The organism is Shewanella sp. WXL01 (assembly GCF_012263345.1).
GTDB lineage: Bacteria > Pseudomonadota > Gammaproteobacteria > Enterobacterales > Shewanellaceae > Shewanella > Shewanella maritima.
On sequence record NZ_JAAIKQ010000001.1, the window covers coordinates 458576 to 477351 of the forward strand.

Sequence of the window (18776 nt, forward strand, 5' to 3'; positions counted from 1 at the left end):
TTCCACGGTGAAGCTGATTAGCGCTCGCGTTTAAGGGCCCGCTGCTGATTTTGGATTAATTCCTGACTAGTGCAGTACCTGCTTGCTAAACGGTAGGCATGGTTAGTGTCATCGACATAGAAAAGCGCAGGGAAGCCACTAACCTGAAGCTGACGCGTTATCTGCAAATGCTGCTGCAAACTTTGTTCGGTTTCTTTTGAGTTAAGCGCCGTTTTAAATTGCTGTTTATCTATTCCTATTTCGCCAGCACAACCAATAAGCGTTTGATCTAAAGATGGATTCAAAGCCTTTTGGTAATACGCCGATTGAATTGCCTTTACCATCTGTTGAGCGCTTTTTGGCATTAGCTTCTCAGCGGCAATCACTGCGCGGCAAGCGCCATAGGTTGAGCGATAAGGGGTATTTAATCTCCAAAAATCATGGTTAAAGCTGACCTGAGTTTTGCTTTCGATTTGGTGCCAGTAAGATGCGATGGTTTGCTTTAGGTTCTCGTCCATCGGCGTTGTCGTGTCGGGCGCCAAGCCGCCCATAATCCAGTCAACTTTAGCTGCTGGATATTGAGCTATTAATGCCTCAAGCTCGCCCTGAAAGCCGTAGCACCAAGCACACATGGGGTCCATCACGTACAACAATTGCATTTTTACCTCGGTTAGTCGTGTGCCACTAGATGATTAGCTGCACCTGGTTTTTAGCCGTATGGAATTATAAATAACCTAAACTCCGGCTCGGCTCGTTCACTTCACTTTAATTCACTTCTATCGAGGCGCACAGTTCATTCATGCCTTCAGGCTTCATGTTGTCATGAAGAAATGGGTTTTGTGTAGCAAGCTGTTTTCTTGATGACTCATTATCTGTTGATATGATTTGTTGCATCCAGTCTCGGTAAGATGAGACGCGAGTGTATAGCTCTGTCACGCCATATTCTCCAACATCGTAGAACCACGAATCTGCACGCGAGCTGACACCAAGTAGTACATACTTATCGCCATCTTTAATGTAAGCAGGGCCACCGCTATCGCCATTGCCAGACACACCTTCAAGTGCTTCACCTTTGGCACCTTTGTCAAACTTGTAAACAATATCTGTGTCTGTGGTGCTTACTATTTTATTCTGCGCTTTTCTTAACTTGCCACTGTTTTCTTTATAGCTGATAGTCTGCCCATCTACGCCACTGCCGGTTCCGCCTACACCGATAAACCAAGTTACCATGCCTTGCTCTGTGGTTTCGCTAAACATGTCGGCAGGTTCAATACTGGTTACTTTTGAATCGAGCTTTAGCAAGGCAATATCGTGCTCATCACCTAGTTGATAATCAGGATAACTATATCGGTTGGCAATTGTAACGACTTGATTACCGACTTTGATTTTCTGTCCAGGGTTCATACAAAAGACCGCATGAGCTGCAGTGACCACCCATTCTGGGTGAATAAGCGTACCGTGAACACCAATGTTATAGAGTGTTACTAACGGCGGGAAATCTTTAGGTTGGGCGTGGTATTTATTATCGGGAACATCATGACGAATAACGATTGCATTGGCTACCGATGCCACCATACTTATCAATAAAGTAACTAATTGAACAATTTTCAAACGAACTCCTTTTGTTTGCTTTCTCGCTATATCAGCTTTTACTAAAGCAACGTTGTAAACAAATTTAAATCAAAAAAATGTAAGAAATTATCAACTTGGCAAAGGTTGAGTAACGCTTATATGGAAAATTACTGGCAGATTTGAAATGAGTAGAAGTTGTTTGCGTCGTTGTTACTTTCAACTTAGTGCGACTGCGCTATCTTGTGCGCTCATCATCGATGGATGCGAACTCGTTTTGGTATCTGGACCCTGTATACCTATGAAAAAGCCCGCTTGCGCGGGCTTGATACGATTAACTATCTAGCGAAGCAATAAGCTAAGCCATTAAACCGATTATTCCTCAGCATCACCTAGGGATAACAGCGTCGCGTTACCGCCAATTGCTGTGATGTTGTTGGTGCGAGTTTTCTCGGTCACAAAGCGGGTGAGGTAGTGCGGGCCGCCAGCCTTAGGACCGGTACCAGACAGGCCTTGACCGCCAAATGGCTGAACGCCAACAACCGCGCCAATCTGGTTGCGATTGATGTAGACGTTACCCACATCTACACGGCGAGCGATGTCTAACGCGTGACCTTCATTACGGCTGTGAATACCTAAAGTTAAGCCAAAGCCCGTGCTGTTGATATCGTCGATGACTTTATCAAGCTCAGACGCTTTGTAGCGAATAACGTGCAAGATAGGGCCAAAGTGTTCTTTTTCTAGCACCTTGATTGAGTCAATCTCAACGGCCGTTGGCGCCACAAAGTGACCATTTTCAGTGCCCTCTGGCAGTTCAAGCTTGTTGATAAGCTTGCCGACCTGGCTAATGTGGTCAATATGCGCGTTTAAGTTTGCAGCAGCAGTCGCGTCAATCACAGGGCCTACGTCGGTTTTGACTGATTGCGGGTTGCCTATGGTTAATTGTTCCATCGCACCTTTCATCACATCAAGTACACGCTCGGCAATATCTTCTTGAATGTACAGCACACGCAGCGCAGAGCAGCGTTGACCGGCACTGGTGAATGATGAGTCGACAATATCTAATACAACTTGCTCAGGTTGAGAGGTTGAGTCAACCACCATGGCATTTTGGCCACCGGTTTCCGCGATTAGCGGAATGATTGCACCATCGCGATCAGCTAGGGTGCGGTTAATGACTTTAGCAGTGCCGGTAGAGCCGGTGAAACACACGCCAGCAATACGCTCATCGCTAGTGATCTTAGCGCCAACAGTTGCTCCCGTGCCTGGCAGGTATTGCAGAGCTTCAACTGGAATACCTGCTTGGTGAGCCAGTTGCACCGCGCGGTAACCCACAAGACAAGTTTGCTCTGCAGGTTTAGCCACAACCGTGTTACCTGCAGCAAGCGCAGCTGTTACTTGACCTAAGAAGATAGCCAGTGGGAAGTTCCATGGGCTAATACATACGAATACACCACGGCCTTGTACAAATAGCTCGTTCAGTTCACCAGTTGGCCCCGGCATCACCTCTGGTGTCGCCATCATCTTGGTTGCTTGGACTGCGTAATAGCGACAAAAATCGACCGCTTCACGTACTTCGTCAATACCGTCTTGAATACTCTTACCGGCTTCGCGGGTACAAAGGGCGATAAGCTCTTCGCGATTGTCTTCAAGTAAATCAGCTAGCTTGTTCAATGCAACGGCGCGCTGCTCAACTGGAGTGTGATTCCAGCTTGGGAATGCAGCTTTTGCCGATGACAATGCAAGCTCAATAGCTTGATCGTCAGCATGGGTAATATTGCCTACAAGCTTAGTCGTGTCGAATGGGCTAAATACTTGCTCTGGCGCGCCGCTCGAAGATAAAGTCTCGCCGTTAACCAGTGGTCCACCTTGCCATTGGGTGCCTGCAAAAGAATCAAGCTTGCTAAAGAAGTCAGTCGATTCAGAGATAATGTTTAGGTTCATGCCTTTTGAGTTTTTACGCTCGTCACCAAAAATATCATCTGGCAGTACGATTTGACTGTTTGCCAGGGTGCGATACTTCTTCAAAGTCACTAGCGGATGTACTACTAAGCTCTCGATTGGGGTTTTAGGGTCTACTAGCTTATGTACAAACGAGGTGTTAGCACCATTCTCAAGTAGGCGACGTACCAGATATGGCAGTAAGTCTTTGTGAGCACCAATTGGCGCATAAATACGTACAGATTTCGCGCCTGCTTCAGCTAGCATAGTGTCGTAAAGCTCTTCGCCCATACCGTGTAGACGCTGGAATTCATAGTTACGACCATTTGCCATGGCGCTAATGCTTGCCACCGTTTGCGCGTTGTGAGTAGCAAACTGCGGGTAGATATTACCTGTGGTTGCATCTGATAGTAGGAAGCGTGCACAAGCCAGATATGAAGCATCGGTGCCGGCTTTGCGGGTATACAGCGGGTAGCCGCCTTCGCCAGCTTGCTGTGCCCATTTTAGCTCACTGTCCCAGTAAGCGCCTTTTACTAGACGTAGTGGGATTTCATCGCCTTGCTCTTTCGCTAAGCGGTTAATCCAGCAAAGCACAGGTAATGCGCGCTTAGAGTAGGCTTGTACTACAAGACCAAGTAAGCCCCAGCCTTTAGCGGCTTCTGAGTTATAGAGTTTTTGGAATAGTTTAAGCGATAGCTCTAGGCGATCCATTTCTTCAGCATCAATTGAGATACCAATATTTAAGCTACGCGCCTGGGTGATAAGCTTAATGACTGAGTCGTAAAGCTCAGTGAGTACGCGATCTTCATTGGCCACTTCATAACGAGGGTGTAGCGCTGAAAGCTTAATTGAAATAGTTGGGCGCGGAGCTTGTGACTCGTCGTAACTTTGCTCGCCTAGTGCTGCAATGGCGTCTGAGTAATCCGCAAAATACTTTTCAGCATCTTTTGCAGTAAGGGCGGCTTCACCTAGCATGTCGTAGCTGTGGGTATAGCCTAGCTTGCGTTTATCAACGCTGTTTTTTAGGCCTTCTTTAATATCACGTCCAAGAACGAACTGCTTACCCATGATCTTCATTGCCGACAGCATTGCCTGGCGGATCACTGGCTCGCCCATCTTGTTGACCAAACGATTTAGTAGGTTGCTTGGTTTGCCATCAACCTTGCGGTCTAGCTTTACGATTTTACCGGTAAGCATTAAACCCCAGGTTGAGGCGTTGACTAATACAGAGCCACTTTTGTTTAAATGCTCGTCCCACTTAGCGCCAGACAGCTTGTCTTCAATGAGCGCGTCAGCGGTTTCTGAATCAGGGATGCGAAGTAGGGCTTCAGCCAGACACATTAAAATAATGCCTTCTTGCGTCTCTAGGCTGTATTGCTGCAAAAACGCGTCAATACCGACCATTAGGCCTTTTTTCTCGTACTGACGAACCTTGTTGACCAGAGAATGGGCATGGTCGGTTACCTGACGAATGTCTTCATCAGACGATGGGATAAGTTTGATTAACTCTGATAAGTATTGCTCTTCGTCAACAATATAGTTGTCGGTGATGGCTTGAAACAGGGTATCGAGAGTGGCGTCATCGTAGTGTCCGCCTAAAACAGCGCTCGCTTTAAACATATTTATGCTTCCATCTAGGTCCGTTGAGGTAGTTGTAGCCACATTGTATTGATACCAATTGGCGCAAGTATGTGCTCATTCTTACTGGTTAAAATCGCTTATAACGTCGTTAGAAATTTTGAAGGTAGAACCACTAGCTTGCTGCAATTTCTGCCTTGTTCTAAGCGATTTTTCCTACGTAATCTCTGATCACTTATTTATCCCAATTGGTATTGTTAGTTATCCCTCTATTAGGATTTTATTTTGTATACAATGTACGATTTTTCTGCGCAGAGTATACATAAAAATGTGACCTTGAACACCCTTGTGTTTAACTTGTGATATGTGTTGCAAAATGTAGTCGATTAATCGTGATTTCGGTACTGGAAAAAAGTTGTATGTGATGACTGTTTTAGCCCAGCGTGCAAGGTGATGAAATGCTTAGTTAAGTACAATTAATCCAGTTGGTTAGTGAGTGATTTTGTTGGGTGATTGCAGCTGAAATTAAGCGAGAAATAATGGGTGGGTTCTATGGTCTGTCCAGTAAATTAGGTAGCTTTGTGTGAGCCCCCTACAAGGAGCTTAGCCTAGCTTACTGAAGGTATAGTTGTGATGACATTTAAAGCCGTTGAAAACATGGATGTTTTCGTCGAGTCCACAGGGATGTGCTTGCCGCGAGCTTTAAATGTCATTGCTACGTAAGCTAATTATTGAAGTAGCCAATTCTGAAGAATGTTAGAATTTACAGGCAAAGCCTAATTGATGATAACCACCTGCTGAAGTGGCTGGTTTAGGGGCTAAAAATAAGAGCCAGCATTAATGCTGGCTCTTATCATTGATATAGTCTACTTCTGGTAAAGATTAAGAGTTACCAACGCTCTTTACGGCGACGCTGCGGGCGAGGTAGATAAACCAGAATAATACCAATAAGCGCACCAATGCCGGCGATCATGCCGCCTTCTTGCCACATGTGATAACGCTTGTTATCAATCGCTTCTTTCACTTGAGCCTGAGCTGTATCACGCTCGGCTTCCACTTCAGCCAGCTTTGCTTTTAATGTGCGTACTTCGCTGTTAGCTGTTTTTAGCTGCTCAGACATACTGGTGTTGTCGTTGGTAAAGCTAGCCAGTTGCTGCTTGGTTTGCGCTAATTCAGCCTCAACTTTAGGCAGACGCTCACGAAAACTTGGCTCAGCGCTTAAGCTGTCGGTTTTTACCCAACCTTCACGGTCTTTATGATCAACAATCTGCGTGAACTCACCGTCGGTTTTACCGGTAGCAGTAATCGGCTGACCCGCTTCAATACTGCCTAAGATACGGTATTGGGTACCAGGACCGCCGTGAATATAGATAAATACATCGTCAGACACATATTGAGTTTGCGCGACACTAGCAAATGAAATAAAGAAAAAACTGAGCAGAGAAAGGATTCTAAACACGGGAAACACCTTTACCTAATAACGTGCTGTCATGCTATTTATTTAAGGCCCTGAATGCAAGAAGGAAGTCATAAGACTTCCTTCTTAAATCGCATTTTTTAGCATGCTAACCCATCTGGTTAGCGCTGCTTAGATTGGCTTAGCCAAAGATGCCTTTAATCGTGAAGAAGAACAAGATTGAAAGTGCAGCACCTGCAGGCAGTGTAACAACCCAAGAAACCACGATGTTACGTACTACGCTTAGGTTAATTGCCGCGATACCACGCGCCATACCTACACCTAATACTGCACCCACTAGGGTTTGAGTAGTAGAGATTGGTAGACCAGTACCTGAAGCAATTACTACTGTTGATGCCGCTGCAAGCTCTGCTGCAAAACCACGGCTAGGGGTTAAGTGAGTGATGTTTTTACCGATGGTTTTCATCACGCGCTTACCAAAGATGGCTAGACCCATTACGATACCAGTCGCACCTAGCGGTAGAATCCACCATGCTAGTACTGCTTTCTTACCGATTTCACCGCCACTTTCAACAACCGAAACAACTGCTGCTAGTGGGCCAATCGCGTTAGCTACGTCGTTCGAGCCGTGGGCGAATGCCATACAACAAGCGGTAACAACCATTAAGATTGCGAATACTTTTTCAACGTTGCCGAATTGAGTTTTGCTGTCTGCACTAGTGTCCATTTTTAGACGTGCGATAGCGACTTTACCAAAAATACCAACGGCAATAGCAACCGCTACAGCCAAGCCATAAGCTTCAACAGTAGAGAAGTGTAGACCTACGTGTTTTAGACCTTTGGTAATAGTCACAAGTGACATAACAAAGCCCGCTAAAGCCATATAGAAAGGCACGTAACGCTTAGCGTTATTTAGTGGGTTGTCGGTGTCGAAAATTAGCTTTTGTACACTTTGGAAAATTAGGAAAGCAATAAAGCCAGAGATAGCTGGTGTGACGACCCAAGAGCCAACAATACCTGCAACCTTACCCCATGCTACAGCATCAGTACCTACACCCACAGCGGCGAAACCAACGATTGCACCAATGATTGAGTGAGTGGTTGATACCGGCCAGCCTAGTGCTGATGCCACAACTAGCCAGATACCTGCAGCAAGCAGCGCAGCAATCATACCGTAAACCAGTAGTTCTGGTGTTGCGGTAAAGTAGCTCGCATCAATAATGCCTTTACGAATCGTGCTGGTTACTTCGCCACCGGCTAGGTAAGCACCACAGAATTCGAAAATCATCGCAATGATGATTGCTTGTTTAATAGTGATGGCGTTTGAGCCCACAGAGGTGCCCATTGCATTTGCAACGTCGTTTGCACCAATACCCCATGCCATTAGAAAGCCGAATGCGGCTGCAATAGCAATCAGCATAGGGCCGTTTGCAACTAATACATCTACCATGTCGTTATCCTTGATAACCTTTGATTATATTTGTTTCGAGTAATAATCGTATTGATTAGTGACGAGCTAGCATTAACTCTAGTCGCGAACCAACACGTTCTGCTAGGTCGGCAAGTCCGCCAACCCATTCGATAATTTTGTACATAAACATCACATCAACAGGATTCAACTCACCTTCAACGGCAAGTAGCTGACGACGTACTTGAATTTGTAAGTCATCTGAATCTTCTTCAATGGAGTCTAGTTTGGTGATCATATTGGCAACTAACTCAACTTCGCGACCACGGAAACCCGTTTCGAGCAGATCGTCAAGTTCGTTGATAGCTTGCTTAGCAAGTGCTACGGCATCCAAACAACGCTTTAGGTAGGCACTAAAAGTTGCTTGAACCGGTTGAGGGAAGACTAATTGGCGGCCAATGATGCGGCCTGAAATGTCTTTAGCTTTATTGGCGATTTTGTCTTGCTGAGTTAATAACTCAAGTAAGTCAGTACGCTCAACAGGCATGAACACACCACCTGGAAGGGTTAAGCGAATTTCACGTTTAAGGGCGTCAGCGTCTTTCTCAAGCATACTAATTTGCTTGCGAATAGATACAGCTTTGTCCCAGTCACCTTCAATGGTGGCTTCGAAAAATGGTACGAGTAATGACGCGCACTCGTCTACTTTGTCGATATGTTGTTCTAAAGGCTTAAGAGGTGATTTTGCAAACACACCTAAAATAGAGTTTACTGGCATTGCCGTTTACCTATTTAATTAGTTCCGGTTTGGAAAAAAAGCGGGCGCATGTTACCTCAAGCGACCGCATAATGAAACTGCATTATAGGCTATTTGCCTGTGCAGCTTTTAATCAATTTTTAGCTCGGCGATTATATCTGATTCGAGCGAGGCAATCCTAAGTTATTTTGATTACAGAATTGTGACAGTGTGAACTTATTATGACACTCGGATGAATCTTTGGTGATAATTTTAATGAGAGAACAATGGACTCTGAGATAGAACTGAAACTGTTTCTTCCTGCTCAACTAGCTGATTTGTTAGTGGAAGTTTTGAATGCTTACCCAGGTGCTACGCCTCAGGCAACTCACCTGCTCATCAATAAGTACTACGACACCCCTGAGCTTGTTTTACGTGCGCAACACATGGGGTTGAGGGTGAGAAAGCGCGATGATTACACAGAACAAACAATCAAGACCGCTGGAAAAGTGGTCGGTGGTATCCATTCTCGCCCTGAATATAATGTCGAAATAAGCGCCAATCGCCCTGATTTGAGCTTGTTTCCGGTTGAAATTTGGCCACAGAATTTCGAACTTGAGACAGTAAACGAACAGCTTGAGTGTGTTTTTGAGACAAATTTCACTCGCCGAAGTTGGCATATCTATATAGAAGAGAGCTTAGTTGAAATTGCCTTTGACACAGGGCATGTGATTGCAGGCGATCTGCAAGACCCTATTTGCGAGTTAGAGCTTGAATTGCTTGCTGGTGATGCTTCAGCATTATTATTGCTTGCCACTGAAATTGCCAAAAAGGTGCCTATGCGCCTTGGTAAAGCCAGCAAAGCGCAGCGTGGATACTTACTTGCCGGTAAGATGCACCCACAACCGCTAGAAGATTTGCAATATATCCGTCTGCCTACAGACAAGAGTCTGCAAAATACCTTGATTGCTTTATTAGAAACCGGTTTAGAGCGTTGGCAGCTAATAGAAAGCGCACTTATCGATAGCACAGATATCGACCAGCAAGCCATGCTTTGGGCACAATTACGCGCAGCAGTGCGAGCACTGCGAATGACGTTAAATCAGTTTGGTATTTTAGGGCAGCATGTGGCTGATTGGTTTGAGCTGCTCGAAACCAAGCTTGATTTTATCTCGGCACTTGAAGCTCACTGCCTATTACTTGCCGACGATGGCAACTTATTAGTCAAAGCCCCAGATGCTGAGTTATTGCTTGAGCAAATTAATCAAGATATGCGCGCCAATGAGTACGAGCAAAAGCTGTATCAGCTTTGGCAGCAACCTGAATACGGCCAGTTGCAATTGGCGTTAGTCGACTTATTGCTGAAAACGGAGAAGGGTCAACATCAATTAGTGGATTACCCTGAGCTTGAGCTGTTTGCTAATCATTTGCAGCAGGATTCGTGGAAGCGAATTTTAGAATTAATGCCACAGCAGCTTGATATGAATAGTCTAGATTACCGCTCGGTTGCCCAAGCATTAGATGAAAGCATATTAGTGGGCGTGGTCTACGGTGAGTTGTACTTGTCTGCTGAGCGCGAGAGCTTCCGAGCGCCTTGGCAAGATTTAGCACTGGGTATCACCACACTAAATGCTTATCAATGTTTGCGCGAGTTAAGTGAGCGCGCAGGTGTTGATATCAATAGCTGGTTAGAGAATAAAGAGTCTAGTTTGTTGTTCGCGATGGAGCACTCACGTAAAAGCGCATTGAAAGTGAAACCATATTGGTAGGCTTTTGATTGTAATAACCTGCTATGTTGACCTCCAAAGAGTTCACATCAACAGTTGGTTCAACTTAACAAGAGACTATGGCGTCAATAGCTCAAATTAACAACTAGCTCAAATTAACAATGCGACTTCAATTGAAGTCGCATTTTTTGTGGCCGCTTTGAAACTGTCCGCTTTGAAACTGAGCGCTCGGAAACAGAGTGCTAAGTGATTTGACCTACTCTAAATGTACCTATTTAGAGAAAAACACTCAAAGTAAGAATAATACTCATAATTTATGTGGCTATATAAGCGGTAATTAATTTGCGAATAGTATGGATTCTCATTTGTATTTGTGTATCATGATTGCAAATGTTGTTGCCGATAGGTTGCAACTCTTAAGTAGCGTGTTACAAGGATCTTCTCATGCAATTGAAAAAAACCGTTCTAGCGTCAACTATCGCTTTATCTTTAGGCTTACTAACCGCTTGTGGTGGTTCAGATTCTTCTGATCCAGCACCAGTTACACCGACTAACTCAGCGCCAACAGACATTACTTTGTCGAATGCAACTGTGGATGAAAACACAGCTGGTGCCATGGTAGGTGATTTAAGCGCAACTGATGCTGATAGCGGCGATAGCCACACATTTACTGTGGCAGGTGACGTGTTTGCTGTAGACGGTAACAAGCTGATGCTAGCAGAAGGCGTGATGTTAGATGCAGATACTGCTGATAGCCTTGAGCTAACTGTTGCGGTAACTACAACCGACAGCGAAGGTGCGACTTACACTAAAGACCTAACCGTGACGTTAGTGGACATCATGGACCGTTACACGTTCGACAGTAAGTTAAATGATGGTGAGTCTAGCGTATCGTACACAGGTCAAACAGCTCGCCACATTTTGATTGCTGAGCTAAATAGCTACATTACAAATACTCTAGAGTCTGACGTTGATAACAATGTTGTGACTACCAAAGATGAAGTGCTTGCTAAGTTAAACTACTTCTTCAACCCAGATGAAACCACTGAATACCCAGACTTACCAATTACCTTTATCGAAAACTCTAAAGATGGCCTATTAAGTGGTATTACAGGTTACAAGAGTATCGCTCAGAAAGTTGCTGGTGAAGACGCGGCTGGTCAACACGAAGACTGGAACAATGGCGCATTTGCTGGTTGGGGCGCAAAAGGCTCAACTACGCCAACAGGCTTAATTAACACTTTATTTGATCGCCTTGCTGACAACGCCGTTGCCAAGATCAATGGTCAAGTACGTCAAGACGTATTAGGCAACGACATTACTAAAATCTACGTTGACGAAGATGGCGTAGATTTAGCGCAAATGATCCAAAAGTTCATCCTAATGTCAGTGACTTACTCTCAGTCTGCTGATGATTACCTAGGTGTTGATTATGAAGGTAAAGGTTTAACGACTGATAACATCAACCCAGCTAAAGACGGTGCGGCATACACTAACTTAGAGCATCAATTTGATGAAGGCTTTGGTTACTTCGGCGCAGCGGCTAACTACTTAGAGTACTCAGACGTAGAAATCGCTGGCAAGGTATCTGACGATGCAGGCCGTGCTGATTGGAATGGTTCACACGATACCGATGGCGACGGCAAAATTGACCTTCGTAGCGAGTACAACTTTGGTCAGTCAGTGAATGCTGCCAAGCGTGACCTAGGCACAGCTGACAACAGCATGCCAACCGATTACACCAAGCAAGCAATGGAAGCATTTATCGCAGGTCGTAAACTGATTAACGACAACGTGGGTAGTGCACTAACAGATGCGCAAATGGATGAGCTTGAAACTCACGCTAAAGATGCTTTAGCGGCTTGGGAATTAGCAATTGTGGCCACAGTTGTTCACTACATCAACGACACAACAGCTGATCTTGCACCGCTTGCAACGGGCGGCACAGCGGCTGACTTCAACTATGAAAACCTAGCTAAGCACTACTCAGAAATGAAAGGTTTTGCATTAGGTCTGCAGTTTAGTGAGTACAGCATGATTTCAGATAGCGACTTTGAAATGCTGCATCAGTATATGGGTGACGCTCCTGAACTGACTGGTGATGTTGACGCATACATTGCTGATTTAGCTAAAGCGCGCGACATTTTACAAGCAAGCTACAGCCTAAATGCTGAGAATGTTAGCAACTGGTAATTCAGTTAAACGAACTACCTCATAAAGAGGAAAGCTTGGCACTTTAGGGTGCCGAGCTTTTGTTGTTTTTATACCAGTTAGGATAAATAAGTGAGCAGAGGTTACGCAGAGAAAATTGCTTAGAACAAGGCAGAAATTGCAGCGAGCTAGTGGTTCTAGCTTCAAAATTTCTAACGCAGTTATAAGCGGTTTTAGCCAGTAAGAATGTTCATCTACTTGTGCTGATTGGTATTATACAAGGGAATTTTATGCAATATCGTACTGTATTATCGAGCCTATTTTTGGCGATGACAGCCGCGCTTGCTTCAGGCTGCGGAGAGAGCACTAGCAGCGAAGTTGGCCCAGATTATGGCAATGGTGGTGACACCACAGGTGACTTTGATCAGGCGGCACTGGTTGCCAATATTGTTGATGGTGTTATTACCCCAACTTTCGAGCAATTCGCTCAAGTAAGTAGCACGCAGCAGCAACAACTTAGTGCTATGTGTAGCGCTGAGTCTGCTTTTCAGCAAGGAAATGTGGATCAAAACGCTTATGACCAGGCGGTAGCTTCTGCTAAACAAAGCTGGCGCGATGCAATGACGCAATGGCAGCGTGTTGAACTCATGCAAATTGGCCCGCTTCTGGCTAATGACGGTGCGTTAAGAAACAAGATTTACTCTTGGCCGGTAAAGAGTAGCTGCGGTGTAGACCTAGATGTGGTGTCGTTTGAAAAAGGCGATATTAATGGCGTGGCTTATGACATTGCTACGCGCACCCCTGCTCGTAAAGGCATGTTAGCGCTTGAGCATCTGCTATTTAGCCAAAGCCTTGAACATACTTGTACTGGCTCAGTTGTGCCTGATGGTTGGGATAATCGCACTGATGACTCTCGCCGCATTGCTCGTTGTGAGTTCGCTGTTGAAGTGGCAACCGATATTAATAACAACGCCAGCGAGTTAGTCAGTGAATGGACGGCAGCTGATGGCTACGCTGCCAAATTAAAACAAGCTGGAACAGCAGGCAGTGAGTTTGAAACTGTGCATGCAGCGGTAAATAAGCTAAGTGATGCTTTGTTTTACATTGATAGCGTGACCAAAGATGCCAAGTTAGCAACGCCACTTGGGCAATTTGCTAACTCATGCGGCACAAGCGTGTGTGTTGAAGATGTTGAGTCGCCAATTGCAATGCACTCAATTGAAAATATCGTTAGCAACCTGCAAGCATTAAAAGCACTTTATCAGGGGGATGAGGGCATTGGTTTTGACGATTACCTGATTGACGAAGATGCTCAGGAAACCGCTGACAAGATCACTACAGCAATAGATGCCGCAATAGCTGATGCCAGTGCTTATCAAGCATCGCTTTCGCAAACTTTAACCGATAACGAGCAGCAAGTTATCACCACACACGGTGAGGTTAAAGCCGTTACTGACCAGTTAAAGTCAGACTTTATCAATACTCTGGCGTTAGAGCTGCCACAAACTTCAGCAGGAGATAACGACTAATGTTGACCTTAAATAAAAAGTTATCACTGGCTGTCGCCATTCAAGCAGCGCTGTTTGGCTCTGTGTATGCACTGCCGGCATACTCTCAGACCACAGATACTCCAAGTGTTGAGCAAAATGCTAGTGCCCAAAGTACTAGTGAACAGGAGCCAGGTGCTAAAGAGGCGAGTGAGCAAGCGACGGTAAACGATGCTTACATCGAGAAAATGCAAATTGTAGGGCGTAAACAGGGCATCAGCCGTGAGTCAGGCTCTGCAACCTTGATTGATGAACTCGAGCTAGAAAAGTTCAAATTCGACGATATCAACCGCATTTTGTATCAAATGCCTGGTGTGAATATCCGTGAAGAAGACGGTTATGGCCTGCGCCCTAATATTGGTTTTCGCGGTGCAACACCTGAGCGCAGTAAAAAGATTAACATCATGGAAGACGGTGTGCTGATTGGCCCAGCTCCTTATTCGGCGGCGTCAGCCTACTACTTCCCTATGATGAGCAAGATGACCTCAATCGAGGTATTCAAAGGTCCAGCTGGTATTAAATACGGCCCCAATACGGTGGCGGGTTCGCTGAATATGGTGACTCGCGCAGTACCGCAAGTCAGCGAAGGCATGATAGACGTTGCTGTGGGAACTGATGGTTATCAAAAAGCTCACGGCCATTATGGTAATACCATCGACAACTTTGGCTTTTTAGTTGAAGCAGCTCATGTGCGCGCTGATGGCTTTAAACAGCTAGATAATGGCGGTGATACTGGTTTTGAAAAATCAGATGTGATGGCAAAGCTGCGTTATGACCTAGCGGGTAAGCGTTTTGATCAAGTATTTGAGTTAAAACTGGCTTATGCCAATGAAACCTCAAATGAAACTTACCTTGGTTTAACCGATGCTGACTTTAACGCGAATCCTAATCGCCGTTATGTGGCGAGTAGCCTTGATAAAATGGATTGGACTCACAGTCAGTTCCAATTAAGTCATTTTATTAGTGGTGATGATTTTGAGGTGATCACTCGCGCCTATCGCCACAATTTTGACCGCTCTTGGTTCAAAATTAATGGCTTTAAAGGCGGTGCACCGGTTGTGACGCGCTCACTGCAGGAGATCCTAGCCAACCCTGACGCAGATGAAGTTAACCAAAGTTACTATCAGATTTTAACGGGTCGTCAAGATAGTGTTGCCGAGTATGAAAAGCTGATTCTAGGTGATAACGACCGCAGCTATTACTCACAAGGCATCCAGTCTGATTTAAGCTTTGATCTCGACTGGTTTGATATTAAGCATAATGTTGATATGGGCGTGCGTTTTCATCAAGACCAAATTGAGCGTAACCACACCACTGATAGTTTTGTGATGCAATCAGCCAAGCTTGTGAGTGATGGTAATCCGACGCAGGCCGCGACCACAGATCGCGAGAAAACCAGTGCTGTCTCTATTTACGCTAAAGACACCATGACCTTTGGTGATCTTGACGTGACAGCGGGTATTCGTGGTGAGTTTATTGAGTCTGAATATCAAAATCGCGCGCCTGGTAAAGAGGGCGATTACCTTGATAAATCGACCCGTATCTGGCTGCCGAGCTTAAGCCTATACTATGCATTAAATGATAACGCTGGTTTACTTTTTGGTGTGCATGAAGGCTTCTTGCCGACTAGCCCAAAGCAAGATCCAAGCATTGAAACCGAAAGCAGCATTAACTACGAGTTTGGCGGTCGCTTTAACAATGGTGACGTGAGTGTTGAGCTAGTGGGCTTTTTCAACGATATCAGCAATCTAAAAGAGGGCTGTCAGTTCTCTAGCTGTGGTAGCGACGATGACACTGAATTTAACGGCGGTGAAGTTGATATTTTAGGTTTAGAGCTAACCTCAAGCTATACCCTAGCGTTAACTGATGATATCGATGTGCCTGTGTCGTTGTCATACACCCATACTCAGTCTGAATTCAAAACCAGTTTTGACTCGGGTTTTGATATGTGGGGGAGTGTGACCGCGGGCGATAAACTGCCATACCTGCCAGAGAATCAGGCATCGCTTGGTTTAGGTCTGCAAGCACAATCTTGGGATGTAAACTTGGTTGTGCGCTATGTTGGCGAGATGCTAGAAGCTTCGGGTGAAGGCGTGGTGTTATCAGGCGTTAAAACTAAGGCATTGACCACACTGGATATGTCGGCAAGTTATGACTTTGACACCTTTGGTAAGGTGTATTTAAAGGCGGACAACGTGCTCGATAACCAAGAAATTGTTAGTCGTCGCCCTTATGGTGCACGCCCTAGTAAGCCGCAGCAGTTTCAGCTAGGTTATCAGTACCAGTTCTAACCGCTGATGATAAAGCTGACTGCTTTTTATGTGTGTTAATAAGCAGTCAGCCTGTTTTAGTTGTCGTAGGGAAATCGTTGTAGGAGAACCCCTTGTCTGCTGTTGATGTGTTATCCATAACTGCTGATGTGTTAGTGGGCGTTTTATCTGCTGGTGTTGCTGAGCTTGGTCAGCTTGTCAGTTACCCATTTGATGCCAATAAGCGCATTTACATAGGGTATTTGCTGGGCGCTGTGTTGCTTGCTTTACCTGTGTATTGGCATGCCGCTAATTCATCAATGCAAACTGATTCAACAGCCAAGACTAGGCCAGCAAAATCATTTAAGGGCTTGTTAGGCTTTTTATTCCCTAAACACATCTATTTAGCTAAATCTGCTCGTCATGATTACTTGTTGTTGGTATTTAATAAACTGATCAAGGCCGCGATATTTGCGCCACTCATTGTCACTATGGTGCCGATTGCTTTATCTGTAAGTGATGGTCTTGAGTGGCTATTTGGCGTAATAGAGCCTGTTAGCAACAATGCGGTTTTGGTTATGGCAATCTTCACCGTATTGTTATTTTTGTTAGATGACTTTAGCCGTTACTTACTGCATTTGGCGCTGCATAAAATCCCTTTTCTGTGGCCAATACACGCGGTGCATCATAGTGCTAGCGTTTTAACACCATTTACTATTTATCGCTCTCACCCCATAGAGAGTTATTTTTATGCCTGTCGCATGGCGCTAGCACAAGGTACAGCAGTGGGCATGGGTTACTACCTTTTTGGTCCTAATTTAAAAATGTACGATGTACTTGGCGCTAATGTATTTGTGTTTTTGTTCAACGTGTTTGGTTCTAACTTACGTCATAGTCACATTTGGTTAAGTTGGGGCGATAGACTTGAAGGTTGGTTAATCAGCCCTGCGCAACATCAAATTCATCACAGTAAAGCGCTAGCTCACAGAGACAAGAATTTAGGCAGCGCTCTAGCCATATGGGATCGCGCTTTTGGCTCGTTAGTGTGGGCAAGTGAAGTGCCGTCAAAGCAACTCGATATTGGCGTGAGCTACAAAGTGGGGCATGACAGCCTTACTGGCATTTACATCAATCCGTTTAAGCAATCGTTCGCCGTGATAACTGCTACGCTGAAACGCTATGCAGCACGATTAAAGCAACGTTCGCACTCCTAACTTCCTAATAGCCTTTATCCAAGTCATCGGGTGAGTGATTTGCCAAAGTTACAGTAAACTGCAAGGCTATTGACTTTTACTCACTGAAATTTACAAAAAGAATAATATGTTTTTATCTCCATACTACTCAAAACAACTGCAGCAGGATGCCAGCAAAGTGGTGATCAGTGCGCAGCAAGCCAGTGACTTCGCAAAAAATGTTGCTGGAGACTACAACCCAATTCATGACGTTGGTGCAAAGCGTTTCTGCGTGCCTGGTGATTTACTGTTTGCGTTAGTGCTGACGGAACACGGGCTGAGCCAAAACATGCAATTTAATTTTGAGGGTATGGTGGGCGATAATGTCGAGCTGCTTTTAGACCCTAGTGTCGGCGACAGCTTTAATATTCAAGACACGAACGGCAAGTCATATTTGAATGTCAGCCGTTCTGGCGAGCTATGTGAGTGTGACACTCAAAAAGCCGCATTTATTAAGAGCTATGTGGCATTTTCTGGGCTTAACTTTATCCACGTGTTAGTTCCCTTGATGCGTGAGCATCAAGTGATGATCAATCCTGCCCGTCCGCTTGTTATATACGAGAGTATGGCATTTGAGCTAACCGACTTTAGCTTTGAAGAGATGAGCTTAGAGTTGGTGGAGCAAACCCTAAAAGTCGATGGCAAGCGCGGTGACGTTACCCTGAATTTCGAGCTTACGAGCCAAGGAAGAGTGATAGGTACTGGTGTTAAAACCCTGGTGCTAAGTGGTCTGCGCGAGCTTGAAGAAGACAAAGTTGAGCAAATGTGCCAAGCCTATGAAGGGCGTAAAGCGGCTTAAGTGCTGTTGATGTTTAGCTAATATTTACTGAAATCAGACATTAAAAAGCCATGTGCAGAACACATGGCTTTTTGTCATTTTGAACTTTTTGTTGGAATTAGGCTTTAACGTTGATGTTATGGCCTGAATTGCCTGTTGGCGGAGGTACCGCAGCTTCAATCAACTGCATGGCAATGTCGCCTTCGACCTTTTGTTGTTCTTTTGCCATTACCGCAACTTTAAGGCTGTTGCCTGAGTCAATATTGGTCGGCATTGACGACGGTGCATTTACTGAAATAGTCATACTTACCTCAAGTTTCAGCTTAGAAATCATGCCTTCAACGAATGCAAAGTTAAAGGGCAAGGGAGAGTCGTTACTTAATGGCTGTTAGTCATCGATTCGCTATCAAATGTTTGGCGAGCCATTTTACTCTCCTTGTTTATCGGCCCTTTTAAGTTTAGCT

Annotated in this window: 13 protein-coding genes; 6 read left to right on the plus strand and 7 right to left on the minus strand. The window is 45.0% G+C overall.

All coding sequences use genetic code 11. The features are described from left to right. Positions 1-17: 17 nt before the first annotated feature. From G3R49_RS01825 to G3R49_RS01850, 6 genes are all read right to left on the minus strand, one after another. Positions 18-638 carry a DsbA family protein gene (locus G3R49_RS01825; protein WP_167868477.1) on the minus strand — a complete coding sequence of 207 codons (621 nt, stop codon included), beginning with the start codon at positions 636-638 and terminating at the stop codon, positions 18-20. A 106-nt stretch (positions 639-744) separates the two neighbouring features. Then, complete coding sequence (locus G3R49_RS01830) at positions 745-1590, minus strand: trypsin-like serine protease (protein WP_245335219.1); 846 nt, start codon at positions 1588-1590, stop codon at positions 745-747. Positions 1591-1923: 333 nt separating this feature from the next. Then, a complete protein-coding gene (gene putA / locus G3R49_RS01835) occupies positions 1924-5109 on the minus strand; it encodes a bifunctional proline dehydrogenase/L-glutamate gamma-semialdehyde dehydrogenase PutA (protein WP_167868478.1) in 3186 nt (1061 codons plus the stop codon). An 847-nt stretch (positions 5110-5956) separates the two neighbouring features. Continuing rightward, the gene (locus G3R49_RS01840; protein ID WP_130598796.1) at positions 5957-6526 is read right to left on the minus strand and encodes a TIGR04211 family SH3 domain-containing protein; all 570 of its coding nucleotides are present in this window, start codon (positions 6524-6526) and stop codon (positions 5957-5959) included. 139 nt (positions 6527-6665) lie between these two features. Further along, on the minus strand, positions 6666-7934 hold the full coding sequence (locus tag G3R49_RS01845) for an inorganic phosphate transporter (RefSeq protein WP_130598794.1): 1269 nt from the start codon (positions 7932-7934) through the stop codon (positions 6666-6668). Positions 7935-7989: 55 nt separating this feature from the next. Continuing rightward, positions 7990-8670, minus strand: coding sequence for a TIGR00153 family protein (locus G3R49_RS01850; protein ID WP_130598792.1), 681 nt, complete (start codon positions 8668-8670; stop codon positions 7990-7992). A gap of 245 nt (positions 8671-8915) precedes the next feature. Here G3R49_RS01850 and G3R49_RS01855 point away from each other — a divergent pair, with 245 nt between their 5' ends. The 6 genes from G3R49_RS01855 to G3R49_RS01880 all read left to right on the plus strand — a co-directional run bounded on the left by G3R49_RS01855 (position 8916) and on the right by G3R49_RS01880 (position 18333). Continuing rightward, positions 8916-10397, plus strand: coding sequence for an inorganic triphosphatase (locus G3R49_RS01855; RefSeq protein ID WP_167868479.1), 1482 nt, complete (start codon positions 8916-8918; stop codon positions 10395-10397). Positions 10398-10799: 402 nt separating this feature from the next. After that, positions 10800-12548, plus strand: a complete 1749-nt coding sequence (locus tag G3R49_RS01860; protein WP_167868480.1) for a DUF4856 domain-containing protein — start codon at positions 10800-10802, stop codon at positions 12546-12548. A gap of 248 nt (positions 12549-12796) precedes the next feature. Next, positions 12797-14035, plus strand: a complete 1239-nt coding sequence (locus G3R49_RS01865; RefSeq protein WP_167868481.1) for an imelysin family protein — start codon at positions 12797-12799, stop codon at positions 14033-14035. Further along, the gene (locus tag G3R49_RS01870) at positions 14035-16344 is read left to right on the plus strand and encodes a TonB-dependent receptor (protein ID WP_167868482.1); all 2310 of its coding nucleotides are present in this window, start codon (positions 14035-14037) and stop codon (positions 16342-16344) included. The genes G3R49_RS01865 and G3R49_RS01870 overlap by 1 nt, the downstream gene beginning before the upstream one ends. Before the next feature lie 134 nt (positions 16345-16478). Then, entirely contained in the window at positions 16479-17516 is a 1038-nt protein-coding gene (locus G3R49_RS01875) for a sterol desaturase family protein (protein ID WP_167868886.1), read from the plus strand. A gap of 106 nt (positions 17517-17622) precedes the next feature. Beyond that, on the plus strand, positions 17623-18333 hold the full coding sequence (locus G3R49_RS01880) for a DUF3581 domain-containing protein (protein ID WP_130598782.1): 711 nt from the start codon (positions 17623-17625) through the stop codon (positions 18331-18333). A gap of 97 nt (positions 18334-18430) precedes the next feature. Here G3R49_RS01880 and G3R49_RS01885 read toward each other — a convergent pair whose 3' ends face one another. Next, positions 18431-18616, minus strand: coding sequence for a cytoplasmic protein (locus tag G3R49_RS01885; protein ID WP_167868887.1), 186 nt, complete (start codon positions 18614-18616; stop codon positions 18431-18433). Positions 18617-18776: the final 160 nt, after the last annotated feature.